The sequence below is a fragment of the Paraburkholderia sp. MPAMCS5 genome (assembly GCF_036016995.1).
Taxonomy (GTDB): domain Bacteria; phylum Pseudomonadota; class Gammaproteobacteria; order Burkholderiales; family Burkholderiaceae; genus Paraburkholderia.
On record NZ_JAYXBK010000005.1, the window covers coordinates 147,654 to 167,753 of the forward strand.

General features: G+C 59.4%; 20 protein-coding genes and 1 pseudogene. 4 read left to right on the forward strand and 17 right to left on the reverse strand.

Annotation, left to right across the window (positions count from 1 at the left end):
- Nucleotides 1-20: 20 nt before the first annotated feature.
- Nucleotides 21-188, reverse strand: a complete 168-nt coding sequence (locus VOM14_RS13495; RefSeq protein ID WP_327629223.1) for a hypothetical protein — start codon at nt 186-188, stop codon at nt 21-23.
- Between the two features lie 206 nt (nt 189-394).
- Between VOM14_RS13495 and VOM14_RS13500 the strand changes: the two genes are divergently transcribed.
- The 3 genes from VOM14_RS13500 (at nt 395) to VOM14_RS13510 (ending at nt 4,010) form a co-directional block, all read left to right on the forward strand.
- Nucleotides 395-1,642 (forward strand): MFS transporter, encoded by a 1,248-nt coding sequence (locus tag VOM14_RS13500; RefSeq protein WP_327629224.1) that lies wholly within the window; start codon nt 395-397, stop codon nt 1,640-1,642.
- A gap of 82 nt (nt 1,643-1,724) precedes the next feature.
- Nucleotides 1,725-2,930, forward strand: a complete 1,206-nt coding sequence (locus VOM14_RS13505) for a porin (protein ID WP_327629225.1) — start codon at nt 1,725-1,727, stop codon at nt 2,928-2,930.
- 108 nt (nt 2,931-3,038) lie between these two features.
- Nucleotides 3,039-4,010: a LysR substrate-binding domain-containing protein gene (locus VOM14_RS13510; RefSeq protein WP_327629226.1), complete on the forward strand. Its 972-nt coding sequence runs from the start codon at nt 3,039-3,041 to the stop codon at nt 4,008-4,010.
- Nucleotides 4,011-4,064: 54 nt separating this feature from the next.
- Here VOM14_RS13510 and VOM14_RS13515 read toward each other — a convergent pair whose 3' ends face one another.
- The 15 genes and pseudogenes from VOM14_RS13515 to VOM14_RS13585 all read right to left on the reverse strand — a co-directional run bounded on the left by VOM14_RS13515 (nt 4,065) and on the right by VOM14_RS13585 (nt 18,589).
- The gene (locus tag VOM14_RS13515; protein ID WP_327629227.1) at nt 4,065-5,807 is read right to left on the reverse strand and encodes a ClcB-like voltage-gated chloride channel protein; all 1,743 of its coding nucleotides are present in this window, start codon (nt 5,805-5,807) and stop codon (nt 4,065-4,067) included.
- Entirely contained in the window at nt 5,808-6,539 is a 732-nt protein-coding gene (locus VOM14_RS13520; RefSeq protein WP_327629228.1) for an SDR family oxidoreductase, read from the reverse strand.
- A gap of 16 nt (nt 6,540-6,555) precedes the next feature.
- Nucleotides 6,556-7,590: a Gfo/Idh/MocA family protein gene (locus VOM14_RS13525; protein WP_327629229.1), complete on the reverse strand. Its 1,035-nt coding sequence runs from the start codon at nt 7,588-7,590 to the stop codon at nt 6,556-6,558.
- 450 nt (nt 7,591-8,040) lie between these two features.
- Nucleotides 8,041-8,406 (reverse strand): annotated as a pseudogene (locus tag VOM14_RS13530) (DUF3085 domain-containing protein).
- 31 nt (nt 8,407-8,437) lie between these two features.
- On the reverse strand, nt 8,438-10,738 hold the full coding sequence (locus VOM14_RS13535) for a helicase (RefSeq protein WP_327629230.1): 2,301 nt from the start codon (nt 10,736-10,738) through the stop codon (nt 8,438-8,440).
- Nucleotides 10,739-10,855: 117 nt separating this feature from the next.
- The gene (locus VOM14_RS13540; protein WP_327629231.1) at nt 10,856-11,533 is read right to left on the reverse strand and encodes a hypothetical protein; all 678 of its coding nucleotides are present in this window, start codon (nt 11,531-11,533) and stop codon (nt 10,856-10,858) included.
- Between the two features lie 111 nt (nt 11,534-11,644).
- Nucleotides 11,645-12,256, reverse strand: coding sequence for a hypothetical protein (locus tag VOM14_RS13545; protein WP_327629232.1), 612 nt, complete (start codon nt 12,254-12,256; stop codon nt 11,645-11,647).
- Nucleotides 12,257-12,533: 277 nt separating this feature from the next.
- Nucleotides 12,534-12,989 carry a hypothetical protein gene (locus VOM14_RS13550; RefSeq protein WP_327629233.1) on the reverse strand — a complete coding sequence of 152 codons (456 nt, stop codon included), beginning with the start codon at nt 12,987-12,989 and terminating at the stop codon, nt 12,534-12,536.
- 76 nt (nt 12,990-13,065) lie between these two features.
- A complete protein-coding gene (locus VOM14_RS13555) occupies nt 13,066-14,172 on the reverse strand; it encodes a DUF6094 domain-containing protein (RefSeq protein WP_442955541.1) in 1,107 nt (368 codons plus the stop codon).
- 68 nt (nt 14,173-14,240) lie between these two features.
- On the reverse strand, nt 14,241-14,801 hold the full coding sequence (locus tag VOM14_RS13560) for a DUF3275 family protein (protein WP_327629234.1): 561 nt from the start codon (nt 14,799-14,801) through the stop codon (nt 14,241-14,243).
- Nucleotides 14,802-15,065: 264 nt separating this feature from the next.
- Nucleotides 15,066-15,602: a hypothetical protein gene (locus VOM14_RS13565; RefSeq protein ID WP_327629235.1), complete on the reverse strand. Its 537-nt coding sequence runs from the start codon at nt 15,600-15,602 to the stop codon at nt 15,066-15,068.
- A gap of 120 nt (nt 15,603-15,722) precedes the next feature.
- Nucleotides 15,723-16,310, reverse strand: a complete 588-nt coding sequence (locus VOM14_RS13570; protein WP_327629236.1) for a hypothetical protein — start codon at nt 16,308-16,310, stop codon at nt 15,723-15,725.
- Between the two features lie 74 nt (nt 16,311-16,384).
- Entirely contained in the window at nt 16,385-16,804 is a 420-nt protein-coding gene (locus VOM14_RS13575; protein ID WP_327629237.1) for an antirestriction protein, read from the reverse strand.
- A gap of 493 nt (nt 16,805-17,297) precedes the next feature.
- Nucleotides 17,298-17,969 carry a DUF3577 domain-containing protein gene (locus VOM14_RS13580; RefSeq protein ID WP_327629238.1) on the reverse strand — a complete coding sequence of 224 codons (672 nt, stop codon included), beginning with the start codon at nt 17,967-17,969 and terminating at the stop codon, nt 17,298-17,300.
- Nucleotides 17,970-18,364: 395 nt separating this feature from the next.
- A complete protein-coding gene (locus VOM14_RS13585; RefSeq protein WP_041746185.1) occupies nt 18,365-18,589 on the reverse strand; it encodes a helix-turn-helix domain-containing protein in 225 nt (74 codons plus the stop codon).
- 191 nt (nt 18,590-18,780) lie between these two features.
- Between VOM14_RS13585 and VOM14_RS13590 the strand changes: the two genes are divergently transcribed.
- On the forward strand, nt 18,781-19,200 hold the full coding sequence (locus VOM14_RS13590) for an ACT domain-containing protein (RefSeq protein ID WP_327629239.1): 420 nt from the start codon (nt 18,781-18,783) through the stop codon (nt 19,198-19,200).
- Between the two features lie 36 nt (nt 19,201-19,236).
- Here the strand turns inward: VOM14_RS13590 and VOM14_RS13595 are convergent, their stop codons facing one another.
- The gene (locus VOM14_RS13595) at nt 19,237-20,085 is read right to left on the reverse strand and encodes a nucleotidyl transferase AbiEii/AbiGii toxin family protein (RefSeq protein ID WP_327629518.1); all 849 of its coding nucleotides are present in this window, start codon (nt 20,083-20,085) and stop codon (nt 19,237-19,239) included.
- Nucleotides 20,086-20,100: the final 15 nt, after the last annotated feature.

A 20,100-nucleotide genomic window follows, 5' to 3' on the forward strand; every position in this document is an offset into this window, starting at 1 on the left:
AATTGACTGGCCGGTTCAATCTAAAATTGGTCATAAGCTTTCGCTCGCCAGCCGGTGCCTGCTTCATGAAAGATATCGCCCACCCCGTCGACAAACGCTCGGACGGTTGGCGAAACATTGCGATCGACCAGCGCGACATCGCCGGTCAGTATTTGCCAGCGTCGTCCGCTGCGCAGATGCTCCAGCACCGTGTAGCTTCAAGCGCGGACGAGTCGCAGGCCTCTGACGCCGCACTCGACGTCCGCCTTCGATGTAGGCAAAAACCCTATAGTTGAATAAATGGTCAACCTTGACCGGAATTTGTCGATTTACCCATTCCCAATCGTTGCTTACGCTTCCTGCAACAGCCGATACCGTCCTAGTGAGCAGACCCGGCTATATCAAGGAGACGAGCTTGAAAACTACAAGTGCCGCCATTGACGCGGCTCGTGAGACAACCGCCATGACATCGGCACAGGCAGCGCCCGCGAACCGATATCGGTGGGTCATTTTACTGGTCGCCTTCGCTGCGTGGGTGATGAGCTTCCTCGACCGCCTCGCGTGGGGCAACGTCGGCTTGGACGTGAGCAAAGAGTTGGGCTCGCCGTTGTCGCAACTCGGAATCTTCGTTACTTCGTTTTATTGTGGCTACGTCGCGTCGAATTTCTTGATGGGATTCGTTACGGATCGGATAGGCGCTCGACTGACGCTAACTTGCGCGCTCGTTCCACTCGGCGTCGCGACCTTTCTGTTCGGGAACGTGACATCAGTCACGACTGGGCTGATCTTGCAATGTGTGATGGGATTGGCTGCGGGCGCGGACTACGCCGCTTGCATCAAGCTTCTTGCAAGCTGGTTCGATTCGAACCGCCGAGGCCTGGCCTTAGGCATCTTGACTACCGGGCCATCGATCGGGATCGCGGTCTCTAACGCTGTCTATCCCGCTTTTCTGCGGACCCATCAGTGGCATGACCTGTATTACTTGCTTGGCGCCGTGACTATCTGTATCGGTGTGGCTTGTTGCCTGTTCCTTCGTAATGCTCCACGCGAAGTCACTGTTCAATCGAAGTCGCAAAGGCCCAGCATCCGGGCGCTCTTGGCGAACCGTGATCTGAGATTACTCTCGATTGCCGGTTTTGGTGCTAACTGGGCTACTTGGGGGTTCGCATTCTGGTCGAACGCTTTGATGATCAAAGGGCAGCACATGAGCGCGGCCGACGCGGGCCAAATCTCGATGGTCTTTGGAATCGGAGCAGTTTGCGCAAAACCGTTAGTCGGGTGGATCACCGACCGGATGGGCGGAAAGAGGCGGCCCGGTATCATCATCTCCCTGGCTGCATTCGCAATCTTGTTTTTGGTCTTCGGTCAGATCAGCGGCAAAACGTTGTTCCTCTGTATTGCTCCGTTCCTTGGCGCTGCAGCATTCGTGTATGCCCCGCTAATGGCGGCAATGGCAGCAGAACTTGTCGGGCCCGCGGCGACTGGATCGACGATCGGTGCGATGAACGCCTTCTGGCAACTGGGCAGCGTAATTTCGCCGACAGTCGCGGGGTTGGTGTACTCGCAAACAAACTCTTTCACTGCGACGCTCGCAACGCTTGCCATTGGGCCTGCGATTGGTGCGGTCTGCATGACGCGCGCTCGGGAAGCAAAGAGCCTCTAATCCATCGACGCCTGGAGGAAAGCTCAATCGCTTTCCAAAATCGCAGACGATAAGTATTCCTATTTTTTACAAATAAAAAACTATGTTGAAGAAGATCAAGCTTGCGGCAGCCGTGTCCGCCTTTGTCATGTCTCTTCCCGCTTTGGCCCAAAGCAGTGTGACGCTTTTTGGTATTGTCGACGGCGGGATTTCGTATCAGAACAGCCAGACGACGTTGGGATCAACCACGAATGGACATTCGAGCGCAAAGACTACTTCAGGCGTTTGGGCCGGGAGCCGGTTCGGCTTCAAAGGCAACGAAGATCTCAGCGGCGGCACGAAGGCGGTATTCTGGCTCGAAAGTGGTTTCAACGAGAACACCGGGGCACAGCAGTTTGGCGGAATCTTCGGCCGGCAGGCGTATGTAGGGCTTGCGAACGATCGGTACGGTTCCCTCACCGCCGGCCGCCAATATTCATCCTATTACCTGCTCATGCTGCCGTTCTCGCCCACCAAATGGCTGACGGGCGCGGTGGGAGCACATCCGGGGGACATCGACGGACTCGATACGACTTACCGAGTGAACAACGCAATTCAGTACACATCGCCTAGCATCTATGGTTTCACGATAGGCGGTACATATGCGCTCGGCGGCGTGCCGGGGGCATTCAATCGCGGCTCGACCTGGAGTGTCGCGCTCCAGTACGCGAATGGTCCGGCTGCGTTAGGTGCAGGCGTTCTACGCATCGACAATTCGACTTTGGGCGGCGGTGCATGGGGCGCGGACTCGACTGTCAACTCTGCGGGGCTGCCGGGTGTATCTGCAGTCAATAACGGCTATCAGACTGCAGCAGCACAGCAGCGCGTGGCTGTAGGTGCCTCTTACGAATTCACCTCGACTGTCGGCGTTTCAGCATCTTATGCGAACGTGCAGTACGTGCCCGGAATCGGTTCTAGATTCCCATCGACAGCGATCTTTAACGTAGCGGGCGGCGTCGTCCACTGGGCGGTCACACCTGCACTGCAAGTCGGCGCGGGGTACAGTTATACGTGGGCATCCAAGGCAAACGGCATCAACGACGCTGCGCGTTACCACGAACTTACTCTGGCGCAGTCGTACAGCCTTTCTAAGCGAACCTCGATCTACGCGCTCGAAGGCTATACCCATGCCTCTGGGAAAACGCTGGGTACGGCTGGCGCGACGAGTATCATCGATGCGACTGCGACGGTCGGCGATGGGTATAACGCCGCGCCGTCTTCAACCGCCAACCAGTTCGTGTTCTCGACCGGGCTGGTCGTTCGATTCTGACCCGTCCTCTCGCCTCAAGCGCGCCCGTCACTCGGAGGAAACTCCGACGTCACGGGCGTTTTCGCTGCTATCATCCCCGAACAACCGTGCGGCGGAAACAGAACAGAGATGAGCAATAGACAGCGCCCGTCGAAAGCGAAGTTACAGGGAGTCGAGGACTTCACCCGACTCAAACTGCGTCACCTGACATGTCTGCTTGAAATCGCGCGGACGGGCAGCGTCCGCAGAACGGCCGAGGCCATGTTCGTCACCGATTCCGCCGTGTCGAAGACGCTCAAAGAAGTCGAAGACGAACTTAAGTTGAAGCTGTTTGAGCGCTCCAAGAGCGGGATGACCGTCACTGACGCGGGAAAGCGCTTTATCACCTACGCTTCAAACGCCGTTGAAATGCTCAGAAGTGGCGTGAATGCAGCGCGTGGAAATCTGTCGGGCGGCAGTGTCAAGCTTCGCGTTGGATCGATGCCGATCCCGGCGACAGTCCTGCTGCCTCAGGTCATCAACGAACTGACGGCACATAGCGCAGATGTTTCGGTGGAGGTCGTCGCCGGCTCGAAGGAGACGCTTCTTGAGCGGTTACGCAAAGGCTCAATCGATGCCGTGCTGGGCCGTCTACCGCCGGTCGAGGACATGACCGGTCTTTCCTTTGAACAGCTTTTCCTCGACCAGTATATTTTCGTGACACGACCGGATCACCCTCTAGCGGGCCAGGAGGCCGTGTCGCTTGCCGATATTAGAGCCTTCACCTTGGTCATGCCGCCGCGAGAGACAGTCACGTACAAAGAAATAGATCGCTTATTCGTCTCCCGCGGTGAAGTGCTGAATTCCAACCGAATAGAGACAATCTATCTTTCGCTAAGCCGTGCGCTGGTGGAATCGTCTGATGCGGTTTGGGCGGCATCGCACACGTTGATTGCTCAAGACGTCTCGATGGGGCGTTTGTGCCGGCTTGAGGTCGATACGCTCATGCTGGAGGCTCCCATTGGAATCATAACCCGTCCCGGTGAAGATCTCTCGTCTGCGCAAAGAGTGCTTCTCTCGATGATTCGAAAGCACGCCGCACAGCTGTCCAGCCAGAGCTAAGCGAGCTGATGTGACGTTCCTCGCATCGGGAAACATGTTGCGCTTAGTTTCGGACTAGTCTGTCGCAACGGAGGCATAAGCGCCTAGCAATTTGGTTTTTCGTACAACGCCGATGAATCGGGGTGCGGGAAAGTTCGCCACGACGGGCAGTCGTTCTCCAGGGAAGGTAAGGAACGCCCTTAGTGCCGTCTCGAATGTATCGTCGGGGCGTAGAGTGACGACCTCCTCAGACAAGAGATCGATCGCCTTGGTTTTTGAAATTTCACGGCCGAGCAGGAGCGCTTTTGCGACCGCACGAAGCGCGACCACGCCCATTAAGTTGCCCTCCTGCGAAACGATATAGAGGTACCGCACGGGATAGCGCTCGAACATTTTCAGCGCATCAGCGATACTCGCTTCCGTCGTTATGGTCGTGACCGTCTCCTCAGCGAGTTCTTGAACGGTGCCGACGGCGATGCGCTTTCGCTCTTCGTCCTTGATTTTTCGACGGACAGTTACGCCGTACATGACCGGTCCGCCGATCGCGTGAGCCACTGCAGATGCGACGACGGCTGACATTATCAGCGGCAGCACCGACTGATAGTCACCAGTCATCTCGAACAGCATAACGATGGCCATAAGCGGCGCTTGAGTTGCCGCAGCAAGTGTCGCTCCCATCCCTGCAATGGCGTAAGCGGTCTGCGATGCAAGTCCAAGAGACGGGGCCAGTGATACGCCCGCTCCGAATAAGCAACCGACAACCGCACCTACGAATAGGGTTGGTGTGAATACACCGCCGACCGCGCCAGAACCAGCTGAAGCGACCGTAGCCATCACCTTGGCCGCAAGGATAAGCAGCAGCATTTGCCAGGGCCACGGATTGTGCAGGATCGACGTCACGACGCTAAAACCGTTGCCCCATACTTCCGGACACTCGACGGACAGCGCCCCAACGATCAATCCCCCAAGCGCGAGCCTCGCCGCGACCGGCAAGGGAAGTCGGCCAAAACAGGATTTCGCGGACCGTACGGCTGAGAGGAACAACGGCGCCGCGATACCGCTCACGATTCCAAGGACCGCAAAAAAGGCAAGTTCGCCGGGTGATGTGCTCGGATAAGCTGGGACTGCGTAAGTGGGATGGTAATCGCCCATCGTGCGCATCGTCATATTGGATGCCACCGCTGCAATGAGCAACGGGCCGAAGCGATTCATCGCGATCGAGCCGAGAACCAATTCTGAAACAAACAATGCGCCGGCGACCGGCGCGTTGTAGGCCGCAGTAAGACCAGCCGCGGCACCGCAGGAGACGATCATCCGCGCGTCTCGGACGGTCAATCTCAACGCTTTACTGACAAGCGAAGCGGATAATGCCGCTAGCTGGACCATCGGTCCTTCTCGACCGATGGAGCTTCCCGACGCAATCGAGATAAGAGATGAACCGGCCGTAAGCGCACTTTGCCGGAACCCAAGCTGTCCGTTCCCGAGGGTCACGGCGTCCATGTAATCGTCAGCAATGTCAGGGCGTCGATAATTGCGCGCGATCATCAGCAAGGTGCCTGCGATGGCTCCGCCAAGCGTCGGCAAGATGATCCGCCAATACCACGCCAATGCTTTCGCTACCGCGACCAGATCGCTGGCTGCAGAACTTTGTCCAATTCGTGCGTCGATGTACTCGATGACAAATTTGAATAGTGTCGTCGCTAACGCTCCACTGATCCCGACAATCGTTGAAAGGGCAAATGACCAGTAGAAGCCTGATTCCGCAGCGCGCCGCCCGGGAGCGAGGCGCGACACTATCAATGCAATGTATCGGCGCACTCACATCACCGTACTACCGACGCTGCCGCCACCACAGACGAAGAGGTTCTGTCCCGTGACGAAGCTCGACTTATCGGAAAGGAAGAATTCGACGGCATTTGCCACGTCGTCCGGAACGCCGATGCGACCGACTGGAATACCGCTAAGAACCTTCTCGGTCTGAGGTGCTCCAGGCGGATGGTTTTCGCGGAACAGCGCGGTCTCGATCGGACCTGGACTCACCATGTTAACGGTGATCCCCTGAGGCGCCAGTTCAAGCGCCAGACTGCGGGACATTCCGAGGAGCCCGGCCTTAACCATCCCGTACACCATACGGCCCGGCCGACCCAACATCATCCGACTGCCGATGCTGACGATGCGACCACGCCGATTTTCTGCCATCGCCGGAACAAACGCCTGAATGCACTGAGCAGCCGCGCGTAGGTGAATATCGACCATTGACTGCATACGCTCCAGCGACAACTCACCGAGCGCAGTGATGTAGGTAAATCCGGCGTTATTGACCAAATTATCGACCTGATATTGCTGGGCGATCGCCTTCAAGGCCTGCCCGGTCGACTCTTTATCAGTCAGGTCTGCCGCAAAAAAACGCACGTCTTTATGCTCTGTACTCGGTTCCGCGAGCGAAATGTCGATGACCAGGTGCCCCTGCGCCAAAAGACTCTGGGTGATCGCGGAGCCGATTGCGCCACTGCCTCCTGTTACCACGGTGACGGGCCTGTTTTCGTACATGAAACTCTCCTGATGGTTACGGCACTATATGTTTTAGGGTATCGTGCTTCTGCACTCTGTCTTCGGTTAATCGAATCCGCCGCTTCTCACGCGCTGAGCGATAGCCGGCCTGCACGACGGTCATCGTGGTTTCGAGGTCATGCAAAGTCGCGATTGGCGACCTACCGGTAGCGCATCGCCGCACCGCGTCAACGGCGTAGTCGGAAAAATAATCCTTGAATTGCCAGTTGGTGGGAATTTGACGACGTTCAGCGCCTGCCGTTACCAACATCGATGCGCCTTCCTTCTTGACGATGAAACGCTGATGGACTAGCTCGACGTCAAATTCCATATACGTCGAGGAATCAGCTGGGTGGGTGTAGCCCGTCTCGATCACGCCAACCGTGCCACCGTTTGTCCGCACGCTTAGCGTCGCGAAATCTTCGATCGGTAAGTTGAGGGAAGCGTTCGACACTGTTGCCTGGACTTCTTCAATGGCTTCGCCTGTGATGTCCACAAGGAAGTCGATCGCATGATGCGCGAGGTTCATCATGCAACCTCCGCCGGCAGCCTGTGGGTCGACAAGCCAAGCCGAAGAGTCACGGAAACGCAGCGGTGATCCGGCAATGATGCGGAACCTTACTTCTCGAAATCCGGAGGACGGCAGCGCAACAGCAGACGACAGAGCCGCTCGCATCGCACTTAGTCGGTAATGGAATGGCACGGACACGAAGGCTTTCGCCTTTTCCGCTGCTTCCGCGACCGATCGCACGTCGTCAACCGAAGTCCCGCAAGGCTTTTCGATCGAAAACGGGATGGCACGCTGTATCAGTTCAACGGCGATCGCAGGCATGAGCGAATGCTGCCCGAACGCAAACACAAAGTCCGGGTTGGCTTGATCCAACATGCGGCGATAGTCAGTCCAATACGGGCATGCCCAGTGCGCTGCCACCGATTGAGCGATCGGCAGGATGGAGTCGGCAACGCCGACTATTTCGAAGCCGTCAGAAGCCAGACCCGGCTGGTACATCGAGTAATGCCAGTGGCTCGGGCCGATCAACGCAATACGCAAAACTGTCGCCCTCTAAGTGTCTCCTCGTGTCGCCAATTTCGGCAGTTCGAGTGTTGCACCAGAGTAAGCATCATCGGTTGCGGAGTAAATCGACAAAAGGCGTCTATGGTTGAATGATTGCTCAACCCTCACCGAGGCTGGCGCGACCGGGATATATTTCGCTGGCCGCGCGTGAACCGAAAATAATCGCGTCGGCGGCTACGTCTGCTGCAGCGGGCGCTGATCCGGAGTCCGACTAACGTCCGCAATGACCGGGCAACCGTGGACCCGCACTAATGGGTGAACGACCGTAGTACCTTGGAAGCCGCCGTGTCGGTCACGCCGAGTCGAAGGGCCGAGGAGGGGTCGATGAGCGGCACCCATTGAATTCTGCGAGTAACCAAAAAAAAGCGCCCGCCCCGGGGAGGGATCAGGCGCATCACTTTGAATGGGGCGAAATGGGTCAGACCTTCAGGAGCGCGTGGCGACAGCGTTGATATAAAGGTAACCGGCGTCAGCTTCGATCTGGAGATCGACGCCTTCGGCGATCACGCGATCGAAGACAGCCGCGTCGCCATCGAGATACTCGACGAAATCATCGCCGCCAAATTCCGCACGGGCGCGTTCCCACCAGTTGTCGAAGGGCACCGTATCAGGATTGCATTCGACAGTTCAAGCGATGATCCTACGACGGCCGTTTTCCATTTCGCCTTTCTCTGACAGCATGTACACGCCGTGATCCTTGACCAGCACGATTCCACATTGCTGTGTGCGGGCTTCTGAGATGACGGGGAGCAGATCCGAAGCGAGGAAGTGAATCATGATGAATCCCTCCATGTGGGAGTCGGTTGGGAGAGGAGGTGCCCGACTATTCCTGACTCACCAGTTGCCGCGCGAGCGCAACTTCGATGCTCTCGCCGCCCTGGTTGAGGATGTCGAGACCCGACTCCGGCATGTCGCCGGAAGTGGATTGCGAGACGGCGATCTTCTGGCCCATCAATTTCAGACACCGCATTTGTGCGGTGCCTTCGTACCCGAGAAAGCGCACGGTGACATCGAGTGTTTGTCCGATACGCCAGCTTCGGCGAGCGGCCTGTTGCAACGTGTAGACGTTGTAGCCCGATTGAAGAAATGTGATTGTCGGAAACTCGAGCAGGTCGAGTCCGGTCTTGACGAGTTCCGGGTTAGTGATGATGACTTCAGCGCCGCGTTCGAGTTGGTCAGCGACCCAGTCTTCGCGCTTTTCGGCGGGGACACTCGCACGGAGTACGGAGGCCCTGACGCCCACCGCGTCGAACAGATTCTTCAGCCGCACCGACGTATCGCGCGTACCGGTATAGGTTGTGTAGACCAGCGTGCGCCGGCGATTCAGCAGTTCGCCGCGAACGAGTCGCAGCAACGCTTCTTCTTTGGGACCCGGCTGGTCGTCGCGTAGCAGTGCAGGCACGCTGGCGAGGATGTGCTTGGTGCGCGGATGACGTACGAGCTCGGGCCTAAAACAGCACTCCGGCCATGCAAGTAACGCATTGAGAACCACACCGAGCAGGCTCTTGTCGCCGCAGCGCAAGGCGGCGCGCAGTTCGGATGTCAGCGTCGACTCGAGCGCACGATAGGCGGCCGCCATATCGTCGGTCATTGAGACCGGGAGCAACGATTCGTCGTAGGGCGGTAAGACATTCTGGCCGATCTGCGACAGCTTCAAAAAGGCCGTGTACGGTACGACGTACCGCATGATGCCCTTGGGGCCGAAGCCAGGGCCCTTCACCGTCGAGACGCTCTTTCGATCGCCCTTCGCGGTCCGGTGTGAACCTTCGTCGACCTGCTTGTGAATGTCGATGAGCACACCATGCTCGCGCATGAACGCCATCGTTGCGGCTGCCATCGAGCCGTTGCTGTTGTAGTTGAAACCGTCCTCGATCAGCATGGACGGATTCAGCCGATAGAGCAGGTGATAAAGGTCATCGGCGTAGCCGCCCATCAGCGTGCCGGTGAGCAGCAGCGTTTTCGATGCCTTGCGAGCCAGCACACCCATGGCCTGTCCCTGGGCAGAGTTTTCATTTTTGTATTCGTGGCCTTCGTCAGCGATCAGCAAACCGAAGTAGCCTTGTGGAAGGTATCTCTTGATGAACTCCGAGGCTTGATAGCCACCCTGTCCGAACGAGATTTCGGTATGGGCGAGCGCGCGCTCCATGCGCTTGGCCTGTCGGTCCGAGAAGACAAGATCACCGCTGTCGTCCATGAGATTGATGAACTCGTACAGATTGTCCTGCAGCATGTCGGCCAGCATCGATTCGCCGAAGCGGGAGAGTAGCCGCTCAGCGGTCTTTTCGCCAACAGTCGGCATCTGCAAGAGCGCACCCTTCACCAATTCGCGCATCGATCGGGTCCCTTGGCCTTTCGGCGCAAGGGTCCATAGTCGCTCACCGCACCCGCACGCACGACGCTTTTCGTTGAGTGCCGGCCGCGCCAGGGTGGGCGTCAGCGGATTGCCGTCCTCATCGCAGACGAACTCACCGCATGAGGGGCAGCAGGCAAAGACGCGCGTGACTGCATCGGTTTCCATGTCGAGCGTGGCGACACGGCGTGCGAATGCAGGCTTCCAGTCGAACCCCATGCGCATGCGCACGCGACCAAGAATGAAAAACTCCGGCACGGTTGGCTTCGAACGCATGATCCGCAACTGGAGCAGCTTGCGGAGCGTGTCGGGGCCGTTGAGAATCCACACGCGTGCACCCGGAACCGTCATTTTGATTTCGCGTCTCCACTTATAGACGAGGTGAGGTGGCGCGATGATGAGCGTGCGCGGAAAGCCGCAGTAATGAAGCAGGACAGACACGCCGACGCCCATCAGCGTTTTGCCCGTCCCCATTTCGGCGTTGATGACGCCACCGGGCGCGTGTTGCGTGAGCAGCGTCGTGATCGCATGAATGACCTCGCGTTGTGCCGGGAACGGCTGGCGCGAGAGACTGTCGAGAAGGACGTCCCAACTAGCGGGGCGTTGACCATCATAGATGGATGGATTCTGCCGACGTACGGCATCGAGCAAGCCGGCACCGAAGTTCGAGATGAAGTCCGGCAACCTAATAATGGATGTTTCTCCGTCCGATAATAGATCATCGGTTTCCGTGGGGGCGGCGGCTGTTTCAGTGGGTGATTGAAGGATTTCCATGAGGTACCTCATCAGAAGGACAGGCGCGGGAACACACCAGTAGCCCGGCGGGGATGGCGTCTCTCCGCGCAGGTTGAGAAAGCAAAGAAGGGCGTAGCAGGTGGCGACTGGTACTGGTCAGGCGCCGTCGCCGGTCTGATCAAGCAATGACGCCAGTTGGGTGGCGAGGGTCTCTCGTGCGCCGTCGTCGCGGATCCCGGCAAGTGTTTTTCTCACCATCGTTGCGACCATCGTTGTGGCGCTGTCGAGATTGCCAGCGACCAGTGCCTCGCGAAGGCCGATTCCGAGTTCGATGGGCTCGCGGCTGTTGCCGTAGTGGATAACCTCCCGGCTGATGAAGGCCCCGTCGCCGCCAAACTCGAAGAGGCGGGGCTTGCTGCAGTGCCAGCAACCTTCGAACTCGATGGCACGCAAGCCGTGCCCATCGTCGAAGCAGAGCGCGAGCATGAATAGAATCTCGAGGCCGGCGATGTCATCAGGTTGATAGGCATTGGCCAGGAGGTTCAGGCGATCCTCGTTGTCAACGCGGAAATGGCCAACCAGCAGTCGGAGCAGGACGTCAATTGAGACGTCCTCCTCAGGGCAGGGAAGGTCGAGCTGAGCGGCGAGCCCCATTAGGCCGTCGCGAATGTCTCCCCATCTCGGATCGCTCGTTTCCGAGATCCGGGCGATATATGCCTGCCCGTTACCCGGCCAGTCGGGGTCGAGCAGGAACGCACCGAACAGTGCTGTGATGACCGGGGTGACATGATCCAGCACGAGGACACCCGTGCCGTCGTAATACGAATTGGCCATGATTTGCTCCAGAAGGTGCAGGCAACGCATCCCCTGGGCGGGTGCGCGCGTCCCGCAGGTTGGGAAATGAAGGTGAACCAGTTACGGCGTCGGGGATTCGACACGCGCTAGTCAATCGAGCCCGAGCGAGCCATTGCGAACGAAGCCGGAGATCGCTTCACTAAATGAGTCAGGGAGCACGATCCGTGATGCGTGGATACGCCCGATGGGCGCGTGGGGTGTCTGCTCGAGGTTGTTAACCAGATGGTCCCCGAGCATGCCGAGGATCCGCCCTCGCCAATGCGGCAGCAGCGGCAGCGGACTGAGCTGTTCGATCAGCAACCAGGTGCGGGCTTCGAGCGACTCAAGGCCGTGCTCTTGGGTTCCGCGATCGACTAGCAGCCACGCTGAGCCAGCGGCCTTCGACGGTTTGAGAAGTGATTCGTCATAGATCCACGTGTGAATGAGGTTGCCGAACAGGTTGTCCTTCGGCAGGCGACCGCTGTACTTGTCTAGCCTCCGCGGATCACCGATTGGGACAGCTGCAATAGGCTGGCCGTTGTCGGGATCGAGCAGCGTGATCTGTCGTATGCCGCCTTCCTGGATGCCCAGGTGCAACGAGGCATACAGTTGCTGAACGGCACCATCGCGTCCGAATACGGAGACGAAAACGAGTTCGCCATCGGGGGCTCGCACGCAGGCGTCGACGAAGATGTCCTGCAGTTCCTTGATGGGATACAACATGGGGGTGCTCCAGTCTGAATGTCCGGCGCACCCACCGGGTGCGGACCCGGGCGGGTTGAGAAAAATTCCGGGGCTTCGCGAACGAAGCCGCAGCCGCGCAGACGAAGGCGCCGGAAGAGAGCCGCGAGTGGTGCAAAGGTGCCGCGTGACGGGCGACGACGGATCTGCGGCCGGCAGATCAGCGGGAAACGCTTTCCTCGAACGTCGCGTGGAACTTTCGGGGAAAGCGCCCCAACTGAAGGGGCGCACAGGGAGGTCGGAAAAATGAGACCTTGCTTTAGCAGATATTCAGCTTCCCTAGCAGGGAGCGGAGTTCGCGCACCTCTTGGACGGTGACCGTCATCGCCATCAGGGCATCGGGATGCCATGCATCGATCGACGCTGCGAGTGGTAAGCGCCGGTCGGCAAGTTGCGCGAATGCGAGCAGTCGATGCGCGGCTGCCTGCAGTCTTACGGCTCGTACGGAGACGTCGGCGGCCGGCCAGGTTGAGACGGACGTGGCATCGAAGTTGAGGACCTGCCCGTCAAGCTCTTCATAGGCGTCGTACAGCAGCGGCATGTCTGGAACGTCGTCCCACAATGTTCCGGCGTTGAATGCCGCGTGCGCAATGGCACGGGCTGCGTCGGCGTTCGGAGCTCGAATACCGACGACGACGCGGTGGCTATGGTCAAGGCTGTAGCCGACCATGAAGGCGGGGAGGGGCTGCCGCGCGAGATTCGTATCACTCTTCATGACACAGGTGTCCTGGAAATGCGAAAGCCAGTCCCAGCAGGGTGTGGCCCCGCTGGGTTGATGAAAGTGATCCGCGCTAGCGAATCGTGATGATCCGGCCGAGATTTGGGCCGGGGGTAAAGTCGATGCCTGCGATCGTCGGAACGAATCGGTCGCGCATCAGGATCGTGGTCCGAATATCACCCTTATCGGTTTCTTCGATCTGGACTTCCTGCTCCTTCTGCTTGATGGTGTCGCCGCGGATCAGCAGACGCGTCCCGTCAGTGCCGGTCACGACGCCAGTGATCTGCCCGGCTGCAAGGGCGAGCGCAAGATGCCAGTCGGATAGATCCCGTAGTGGACGCCGCGGCGTGACCGCTTTCGATGCGAATATCGAAGCGAACTGCGGCCAAAGCGTCGTGTGTTGCAGGCGTTGCAACTCGCGGTCGAGCTGCGGTGCATCGATCCGTGTTGACATGAAAGCGTGGTCGCCGGTCGTCGAAGGGATGCGATACGGCTCCGCCCTCCAGCTTTCCGGCAGCTCAGGCGGCATTTCGCCCTCGTGAATGCGAGACAGGCGCGCAGCCAGTGCGGTGTCGACCCCATCCGCCCGGCGCTTGACGCCGAAAAGAACGAGTTGTTTAAACGTCTGGTCGGGCGCGAGGAACACTGCGACATGTGTGAAGTTACGCGCGATCATCGTGGCGAATTCGCGGTCCATCACGTAGTGCGGCACGATAAGGACCAGCACGCCGCCGAAGGCGAGCCAGGGGACCGTCTTGAGGTAGAAGACCTTCTCCAGACGGTCCGGCTGACGTTCGCCCGTCTGCGCTTTGTCGGAGACAACGTCGCCGTATGGCGGATTCAAGAACAGCAGACCCATGCTACGGGCCGTGATGAACATGTCGTGAACGTCACTGTGGGCGACGGTATCAAGCACTTCCTTGGCGCGCCATGCACGCTCGCGGTCGTACTCGATGGCAAATGCGCGTACCGAATCGGGCGTCGCGGACTGTTCGGCAAGCGCAGCCTTCAGCTCGTGCAATGCTGCGCCTTCGCCACAGCAGGGATCGAGGAGCCGCGAGGGGCGATCGAGATCGGACAGCGCGAGCGCGGGCATGATGCGCGCGAGCGTGACGGCGTCGGTCGGGAAGTAGCCGTTCTTCACAAAATTTCTGGCGAGGCGGGGAAAGATCAAGGCCATACGACTCTCCTTTGATTCAAGGGTGTGCCCGTGGCTGTGAGACCTGGCACACCATCGACGGATGGGAATTAGTCTTTCAGCCAGGTCTGGCTGGAGGCTTGGAAGGTGTAGCCAAATTCGCGAAGCTGATCGCGCTGCTGGCGGAATACGCCGCGGTCGACAGTCGGATCGAGTTTTACCGGCTCGCCGGCGACGATGGTGTCAGCCAGTTCGGTACCAAACAGATCTGGCAGATACAGCTCGCCGGAATCGCTGCCGGTTTGCGCGGCCGCCGGCGTTGCGTCAGCGTGCGCAGCGGTTGCGGCATTCGATGTGCGTTCCTCATCGGCCGGATCAGGCTCAGGCGAAGAAGGTGCCTGTCCGTTCTCGCTGAACGGCTCATCATTGTCGAGTTGAACATCAGCGAGCTTCGCCCGGATCTCGACGGTGACCTTGCCGTACCACACGTAGCTGTGGGGATAGATTTTGTCGATCAGGAATGTGCCGGTGTAGGCGCCAGGCTCGAATTGCTCGAGCACCTTGTCCTTAACCTTGAACTCGCCAACGGACGTTGTGAGTTCACCGACCTGGAAGGGCCCGTTGCTGCCCTTGATGGTGCGCACGTCAAGCGTGCCGGAAAGCGAAATCATGATGCCTCCACTCAGTGAGGCGGGACCCCTCCCTGGCGGGCCGAGTGCCCCGCGGGTTGGGAAAGTGCGTGCGGACAGACCGCCGCCGTGCGGTAAGCGCAGGCAAAGCCGATACGCCGAACGCGAAAGTTGCAGGTCTTGCAGATGACGATGCGTGACCGATACGGCCGGACGACAGTCACATCCCATTCCGGACGTTCATTGACGGAAGCTTCCGGAATGTCGGCTAGGAAGAGTGAGGCGTCGCCTGACGGCATGGATGCATCAGTCCGGGTGAGGCGGGATGCACTCGCCTGCGCCGCGCTGCTCGACGATGTGACGGAACAGACGCCGGGGAAACTCGAACAGACGGCCGCCGCTCTCGATGATCCACGTGCGATGGTGTCGTCGAACGACGACAGCCTCCTTTATCGACAGACCGATGAGAGTCAGCACATCGCCTTGCGCGAGTGAGCGAGAGCGTGCCGCATGCCATGCGCGAACCTGCTCGCGCCACGCCGGCGCCGCGGGCGGGACCATATCAAGATAGGCGAGGGGGCAGGAGTAATACAGCGGTTCCATTTGCTCGCACATATCCTTGTATCCCCAGCCTGCGCAGGCTTTGTCCCAGGCGAGCAAGTCGCAGCCGATAAAACGCCTTGGCGCTTCACCCGTGCGACCGATTTCCCAGACGGTCCAAAGGACGTTGCCACTCGTGCAGTGACGAAGGCAGCGACGTATGAGTCCGTCATGCGTCTCGTCGCGTGTCAGGCGAGCGATGAGTTGGGCGCGCGTCTGTCCATGATCAAACAGCCATCCCATGATGTACCTCGCAAGGTGAGACGAGGCGGCGTCCCCATGGCGGGGCGATGCCCCGCGGGCAAGCACCGTCGATACGGTGCAAGTGATGGAAAAAGTGAAAACAGCGATCGTGATGCGGGGTTACACGCGCCGCTGCGCGCGAAGATCGCGTCCCATGGCGGTACGAATGGAACTGATGATGAACACGGTCCAGTCGGCGAAGTACCGGCCATCGAAAACGATAGCCCCCGAGTTGAGCATGATCTGGATCGGCATCGCGATCTTCCCGGCAGGAACTTCGCCATGAGGTCCGAAGACGACGTCCATTTCCGGGAAGAAGCGCCGCCCCTCGTACGGATCGAGAAACTCCAGCTCGAGGTCGCGGGCCTCGACTGTGTGGCAGTAACGCAGCCGGCCGATCAACGGTCCATCAAACCCGGTGACAAGGGGGGAGCCGAGAGGATCGTCGCGCCCGTTGAAGAGACCGAGATAGAGGCCATCGGGAAGACCGACGCTATGGTTCGCATAGCACGGTAATGTTCGCCCGTCACGGCACTCAAACATCTGGGGCGTCGGACCGTCTTCATCGACTGGTGAGTTCGCGGCGTGCGCGTGCACTTCTGAAATTCGCGAGTAGTGTTTCGTTTGCACGCCCGGCCAGCAAGACGTTTCGATGTCGCTGGACTTTCTGGCAGGTGGCCGGGAGTCGAGGCAGCTAGAGCTTGACATGATTGTCTCCGTGAGCTTCGCGGAGACGCGCCCCGGCGGGCTGCGTTCCGCATGGGGCAAGAGGAAGGGAAAGGTTAGTCGATCGCGGCGAAGATCTCGCGGGCTTCCGGGTGAGACGGCACAAAGGCGAGCAGCTTGTGATACAGGTCCGTGAAGTGTGCATCTTCCGTCGACCACGCCATGGCATTGAAGGCGAACAGCGTGGCAACAATGCCTGCGGCATCGCTGCTCATCTCGCCGTCATATCCGTTGCCGTCGCAGGTGATGGGCAGTGGATCACTGAGGCGGGGAGCCATGTAGAAGGCGCCGTTGGACAGCTCAACGTAGTCCCACATTCCACCGTGGTACGTTGTGCACAGCGTCGACATCGCCGTATAGACGGCCACTTCCGCTTGGATCATGTGTTTGCCGAAATAGCGCGGCAGAATTTCCATGCGGCGCTCATCCGGCACGATGGTGGCCGCGATGGCAGGTGTTTCGCTGGCTTGAGTCATGACGTTCTCCGAAAAGACGCGGCGAACGGCTGCCCAGGCGGGAAGCGCATCCCCGCGGGGGTTGGACAAGGTGAGGCCCGAAGGCGTGAAAGAAGGTGATTCCGGAACCCGCGTCATATGACCCGGGGACAGCCGTGCAGACAGTGGCACCGGAAGTGGGCTGTGAAGGTGTCGCCTCGCGTGGCGACGGACGGGCCTGCAAGCTGGCAGGCCGGCAGTGAAACCGTCACGCGTCATTGGCCTTTTGGCCGTGGCTGCCTATGAGAAGCGAATGACGCATGACGCCTGGCAGTTGAATCTGCCAGGCGCGGGTCTGGGCCGGAGCAATCGGTCCGGCACAAACGCCACGGCGTGGTCGGGCCACCGTGAACCCAAGACGCAATCGGCGGCTGATACCGGCTTTCCTGAGCGCTTCTTTATGCATCGCTCGGGAAAACCGACGGGCCGGTCATGCGAGAAGACCCCCGCGCGGGGCGGGGGACGAGGATGCCGTTCACTCGGCGCTGGTGGCGGCTCGATGGGAATTGGCGTTGCCGTGACGGCGCAATGGCGGATAGCGGTTGGTACGCGGGGCATTACGCTCAGTCAATGCCGAAGCTTTGCGTGGTTCCTCTGCGTTTCGACCGCTGTCGGACTCATCGACGCTGTGTGGGGCGTGCTGATCATGACCGTCTGTCGATGGCACTTGGCCGTTGATACGCTCCGGAGCCTGATCGTTTCCGGCGTTCGCGTCGTCGGGTTCTGCGCTCTCATCGCGGTAGACCTCCTGGCCGTCGACCTTGATCCAGAAGAGCTTCAGCAAGCGCCCCTTGAGCACGGCGCCGGTTTCCCCAGCGCGGTTGCCAGTGCGCTCGAACGTCCGGATGTAGTGATCACCGGCGCGGAACGAAACGAGGACTTTCACATCGGGATCGTTGGCGTCGTCCATCACAGAGCGGACCGCTTCCCTGGCTTTTTCGCCAGCGACGATCAGGTCGAGCGGGAGGTAGACGATTCCATTCTCGACGTTCGGATCGCCATGGAACGCGGAAATAGCACATGCGAGGAAAGGCTTGGCCTTGCTACGGCCATTGCCCCTGGCGGTCACGTCGCGTACGCGGGACAGATACCCGAGGCCGCGCAGATGAAGATCGAAATACTTGCGAGGTTCGACTGACTGATTCATGACGATTCTCCAGAACGAAAAAAAGGGGAATCGCCAAAGCCCGTGTCGGGGAATGGCAATTCCCCAGACAGGCAAGGAAGGAAGCTTCCGGTCAAACGACCTGCGGTGGTCCAGACAGTGGGACGAAGCACAACCGCGAAAGGCGTCGCAGAGCGACGATGCTGCGAAGGTTGCTGGATGAGCTCCAGCGGGCGACTTCAAGCGCGAATCATAGGCGGAGAAATCAAAAAATCAAGTTGATAACCGCACCATATTTTTTTAGTGCGAGACCGGTATAACGGGATTAATGTTGAGATCACGACCCATCACGATGTCTCACGGTCTGCACTTAGCCGTAGTGGCCGATATACGGTCATCACGATCGGTCGCGATGGCTTCGTGGCCGCTGCGAAACGTCACGCAAGCTCGTCAAATTCGAGCATTGAAGCGGGTGAGACGCCGAGTGTGGCGGCCAGTACACAGATGTTATAGAGGGCGATGTTGCGCTGGCCCCGCTCGATGCCGCCGATGTACGACCGGGCGAGGCCACTTTCGAGCGCCAGCCGCTCTTGCGACCAGCCGCGCGCCTTGCGAAGCGCAATCAGGCGTTTTCCAAACAAGGCAAGCGGGTCGTACTGCATCGAGATCTCGAGCGGAAGGATATCGAAGCGTACGGATTTGACCTGTTTGAGGCCACGCTCTATGATAGGACGCACTATGAGTGACAATTTTCGCGTCAGTCACAATGGCGCTGTGAAGTGACGTGGGCATCGTTCGCAATGGGTCGTTGCCGGTGTCCTGCCCGATTGATTTCTCTTCGATAGGAAACTCAGTGAGCCAACCGGTTTCAGACCTCGCAAAGCTGCTTGCGTCCATGCAGCCAGAACTGAATGAAGGGGCCTATGTCTTCTCGTCCGTGGAGGCGGACAGGGACGTGTCGCAACTCGCGCCCTTGGCTACGTTTCGTGAGCGGGAAGGGCTGACCGTCATCATCGATGAGCCGACGGCCGTGCGCGAGAATCTGCCGGTTCTTTTCAGGGCGGCGTGGATCACATTGACCGTTCACTCCGACCTGCAGGCCGTAGGGCTCACTGCTGCAGTAGCTGAGGCGCTGACGAAGGCCAGCATCAGCTGCAACGTTGTTGCAGCTGCCTTTCATGATCATATCTTCGTGCCCGTCGAGCGCGCGATGGATGCGCTTGCCCAATTAGCGGATCTGCAGTCGCGGGCAGCCCAAGGCGCGGCCAGTTAGCCGTACACGGGGGAGGTCTGTCGTAGTGTCTGGCAGTCACACGCCGCTGGGGCGCTGAACCGCCGCGAGAAATTCCTGCCGAAACGCATCGAATAGCTGACCGATCCGCTCGGTGTCCTCGCCACCGGGAATCCGCATGCGGCTCGTCACCATGTGCGTGAGTATCAGCGGGGACGGGTCGTCTGGGGCGAGAACCGTGAGGATCTGCGCGCTCACTTCCGGCGTAACGATGTTTGCCATGTCCCGACCGAGCAGCGCTGCACCTGCAATGTCGGGGTCGTGGTCGTGCTGCTCTATCAGATCGAAGTCATCGTCGGCGTACAGCCTTTCGAGGTTCCCCGCCTCGCCGTACCACGCAAGCAGAAAGAGCAAATCGCTTGCATCCTTGCGATCGACGCCGTGACGATCCTGCCAGGCAATGACTTTGAGCATCGCCTGAGCCGGGAGCGATGCGACGGGCACGACGAGATTTGCATCCATGCGCACGAGCACCGCCGCGCGCAGCGCTTCTTCAAAGCCAGCCACGTTCATGCGGATCGCCTGATCCGGTGGCCAGGCGATTTCGCCGCTGTCGTCCGCGATGCGTCCAAATGGGACGACGTCGAGCCATGTTCTGACGCCGGTGGCCGGTACCCGGTAGTGCAGGCGGTGCGTCGCCTTGCCCTGCTGCTCGAAGTGGCCCGACGCAAGCAGTTCCGCTCTAAGCGCCTCATGGCCGGCCCAGCTTTCGATCGAAATACCAATATCGACATCTGCGGTGGCCCGTGTCGGTTCAATGTCATGTACATGCGTGAGCAGCATGTCACGCGCGCTTGCCCCTCCGACGAACCACGGGATGTCCCTGGCTGTGGCCGCAACTGCCACCTCCCGCAGAAGAGCGATCATTTCCGGTGGAAAGGC

Bases quoted from the DNA above. Each gene is read 5' to 3' on its own strand.
- VOM14_RS13580 (WP_327629238.1), bottom strand. From the start codon at position 17,969: ATGAATCAGTCAGTCGAACCTCGCAAGTATTTCGATCTTCATCTGCGC.
- VOM14_RS13520 (WP_327629228.1), bottom strand. From the start codon at position 6,539: ATGTACGAAAACAGGCCCGTCACCGTGGTAACAGGAGGCAGTGGCGCA.
- VOM14_RS13555 (WP_442955541.1), bottom strand. From the start codon at position 14,172: ATGGCCTTGATCTTTCCCCGCCTCGCCAGAAATTTTGTGAAGAACGGC.
- VOM14_RS13540 (WP_327629231.1), bottom strand. From the start codon at position 11,533: ATGGCCAATTCGTATTACGACGGCACGGGTGTCCTCGTGCTGGATCAT.
- VOM14_RS13505 (WP_327629225.1), top strand. From the start codon at position 1,725: ATGTTGAAGAAGATCAAGCTTGCGGCAGCCGTGTCCGCCTTTGTCATG.
- VOM14_RS13560 (WP_327629234.1), bottom strand. From the start codon at position 14,801: ATGATTTCGCTTTCCGGCACGCTTGACGTGCGCACCATCAAGGGCAGC.
- VOM14_RS13550 (WP_327629233.1), bottom strand. From the start codon at position 12,989: ATGAAGAGTGATACGAATCTCGCGCGGCAGCCCCTCCCCGCCTTCATG.
- VOM14_RS13585 (WP_041746185.1), bottom strand. From the start codon at position 18,589: ATGCAGTACGACCCGCTTGCCTTGTTTGGAAAACGCCTGATTGCGCTT.
- VOM14_RS13595 (WP_327629518.1), bottom strand. From the start codon at position 20,085: ATGATCGCTCTTCTGCGGGAGGTGGCAGTTGCGGCCACAGCCAGGGAC.
- VOM14_RS13510 (WP_327629226.1), top strand. From the start codon at position 3,039: ATGAGCAATAGACAGCGCCCGTCGAAAGCGAAGTTACAGGGAGTCGAG.
- VOM14_RS13575 (WP_327629237.1), bottom strand. From the start codon at position 16,804: ATGACTCAAGCCAGCGAAACACCTGCCATCGCGGCCACCATCGTGCCG.
- VOM14_RS13570 (WP_327629236.1), bottom strand. From the start codon at position 16,310: ATGTCAAGCTCTAGCTGCCTCGACTCCCGGCCACCTGCCAGAAAGTCC.
- VOM14_RS13565 (WP_327629235.1), bottom strand. From the start codon at position 15,602: ATGGGATGGCTGTTTGATCATGGACAGACGCGCGCCCAACTCATCGCT.
- VOM14_RS13535 (WP_327629230.1), bottom strand. From the start codon at position 10,738: ATGGAAATCCTTCAATCACCCACTGAAACAGCCGCCGCCCCCACGGAA.
- VOM14_RS13545 (WP_327629232.1), bottom strand. From the start codon at position 12,256: ATGTTGTATCCCATCAAGGAACTGCAGGACATCTTCGTCGACGCCTGC.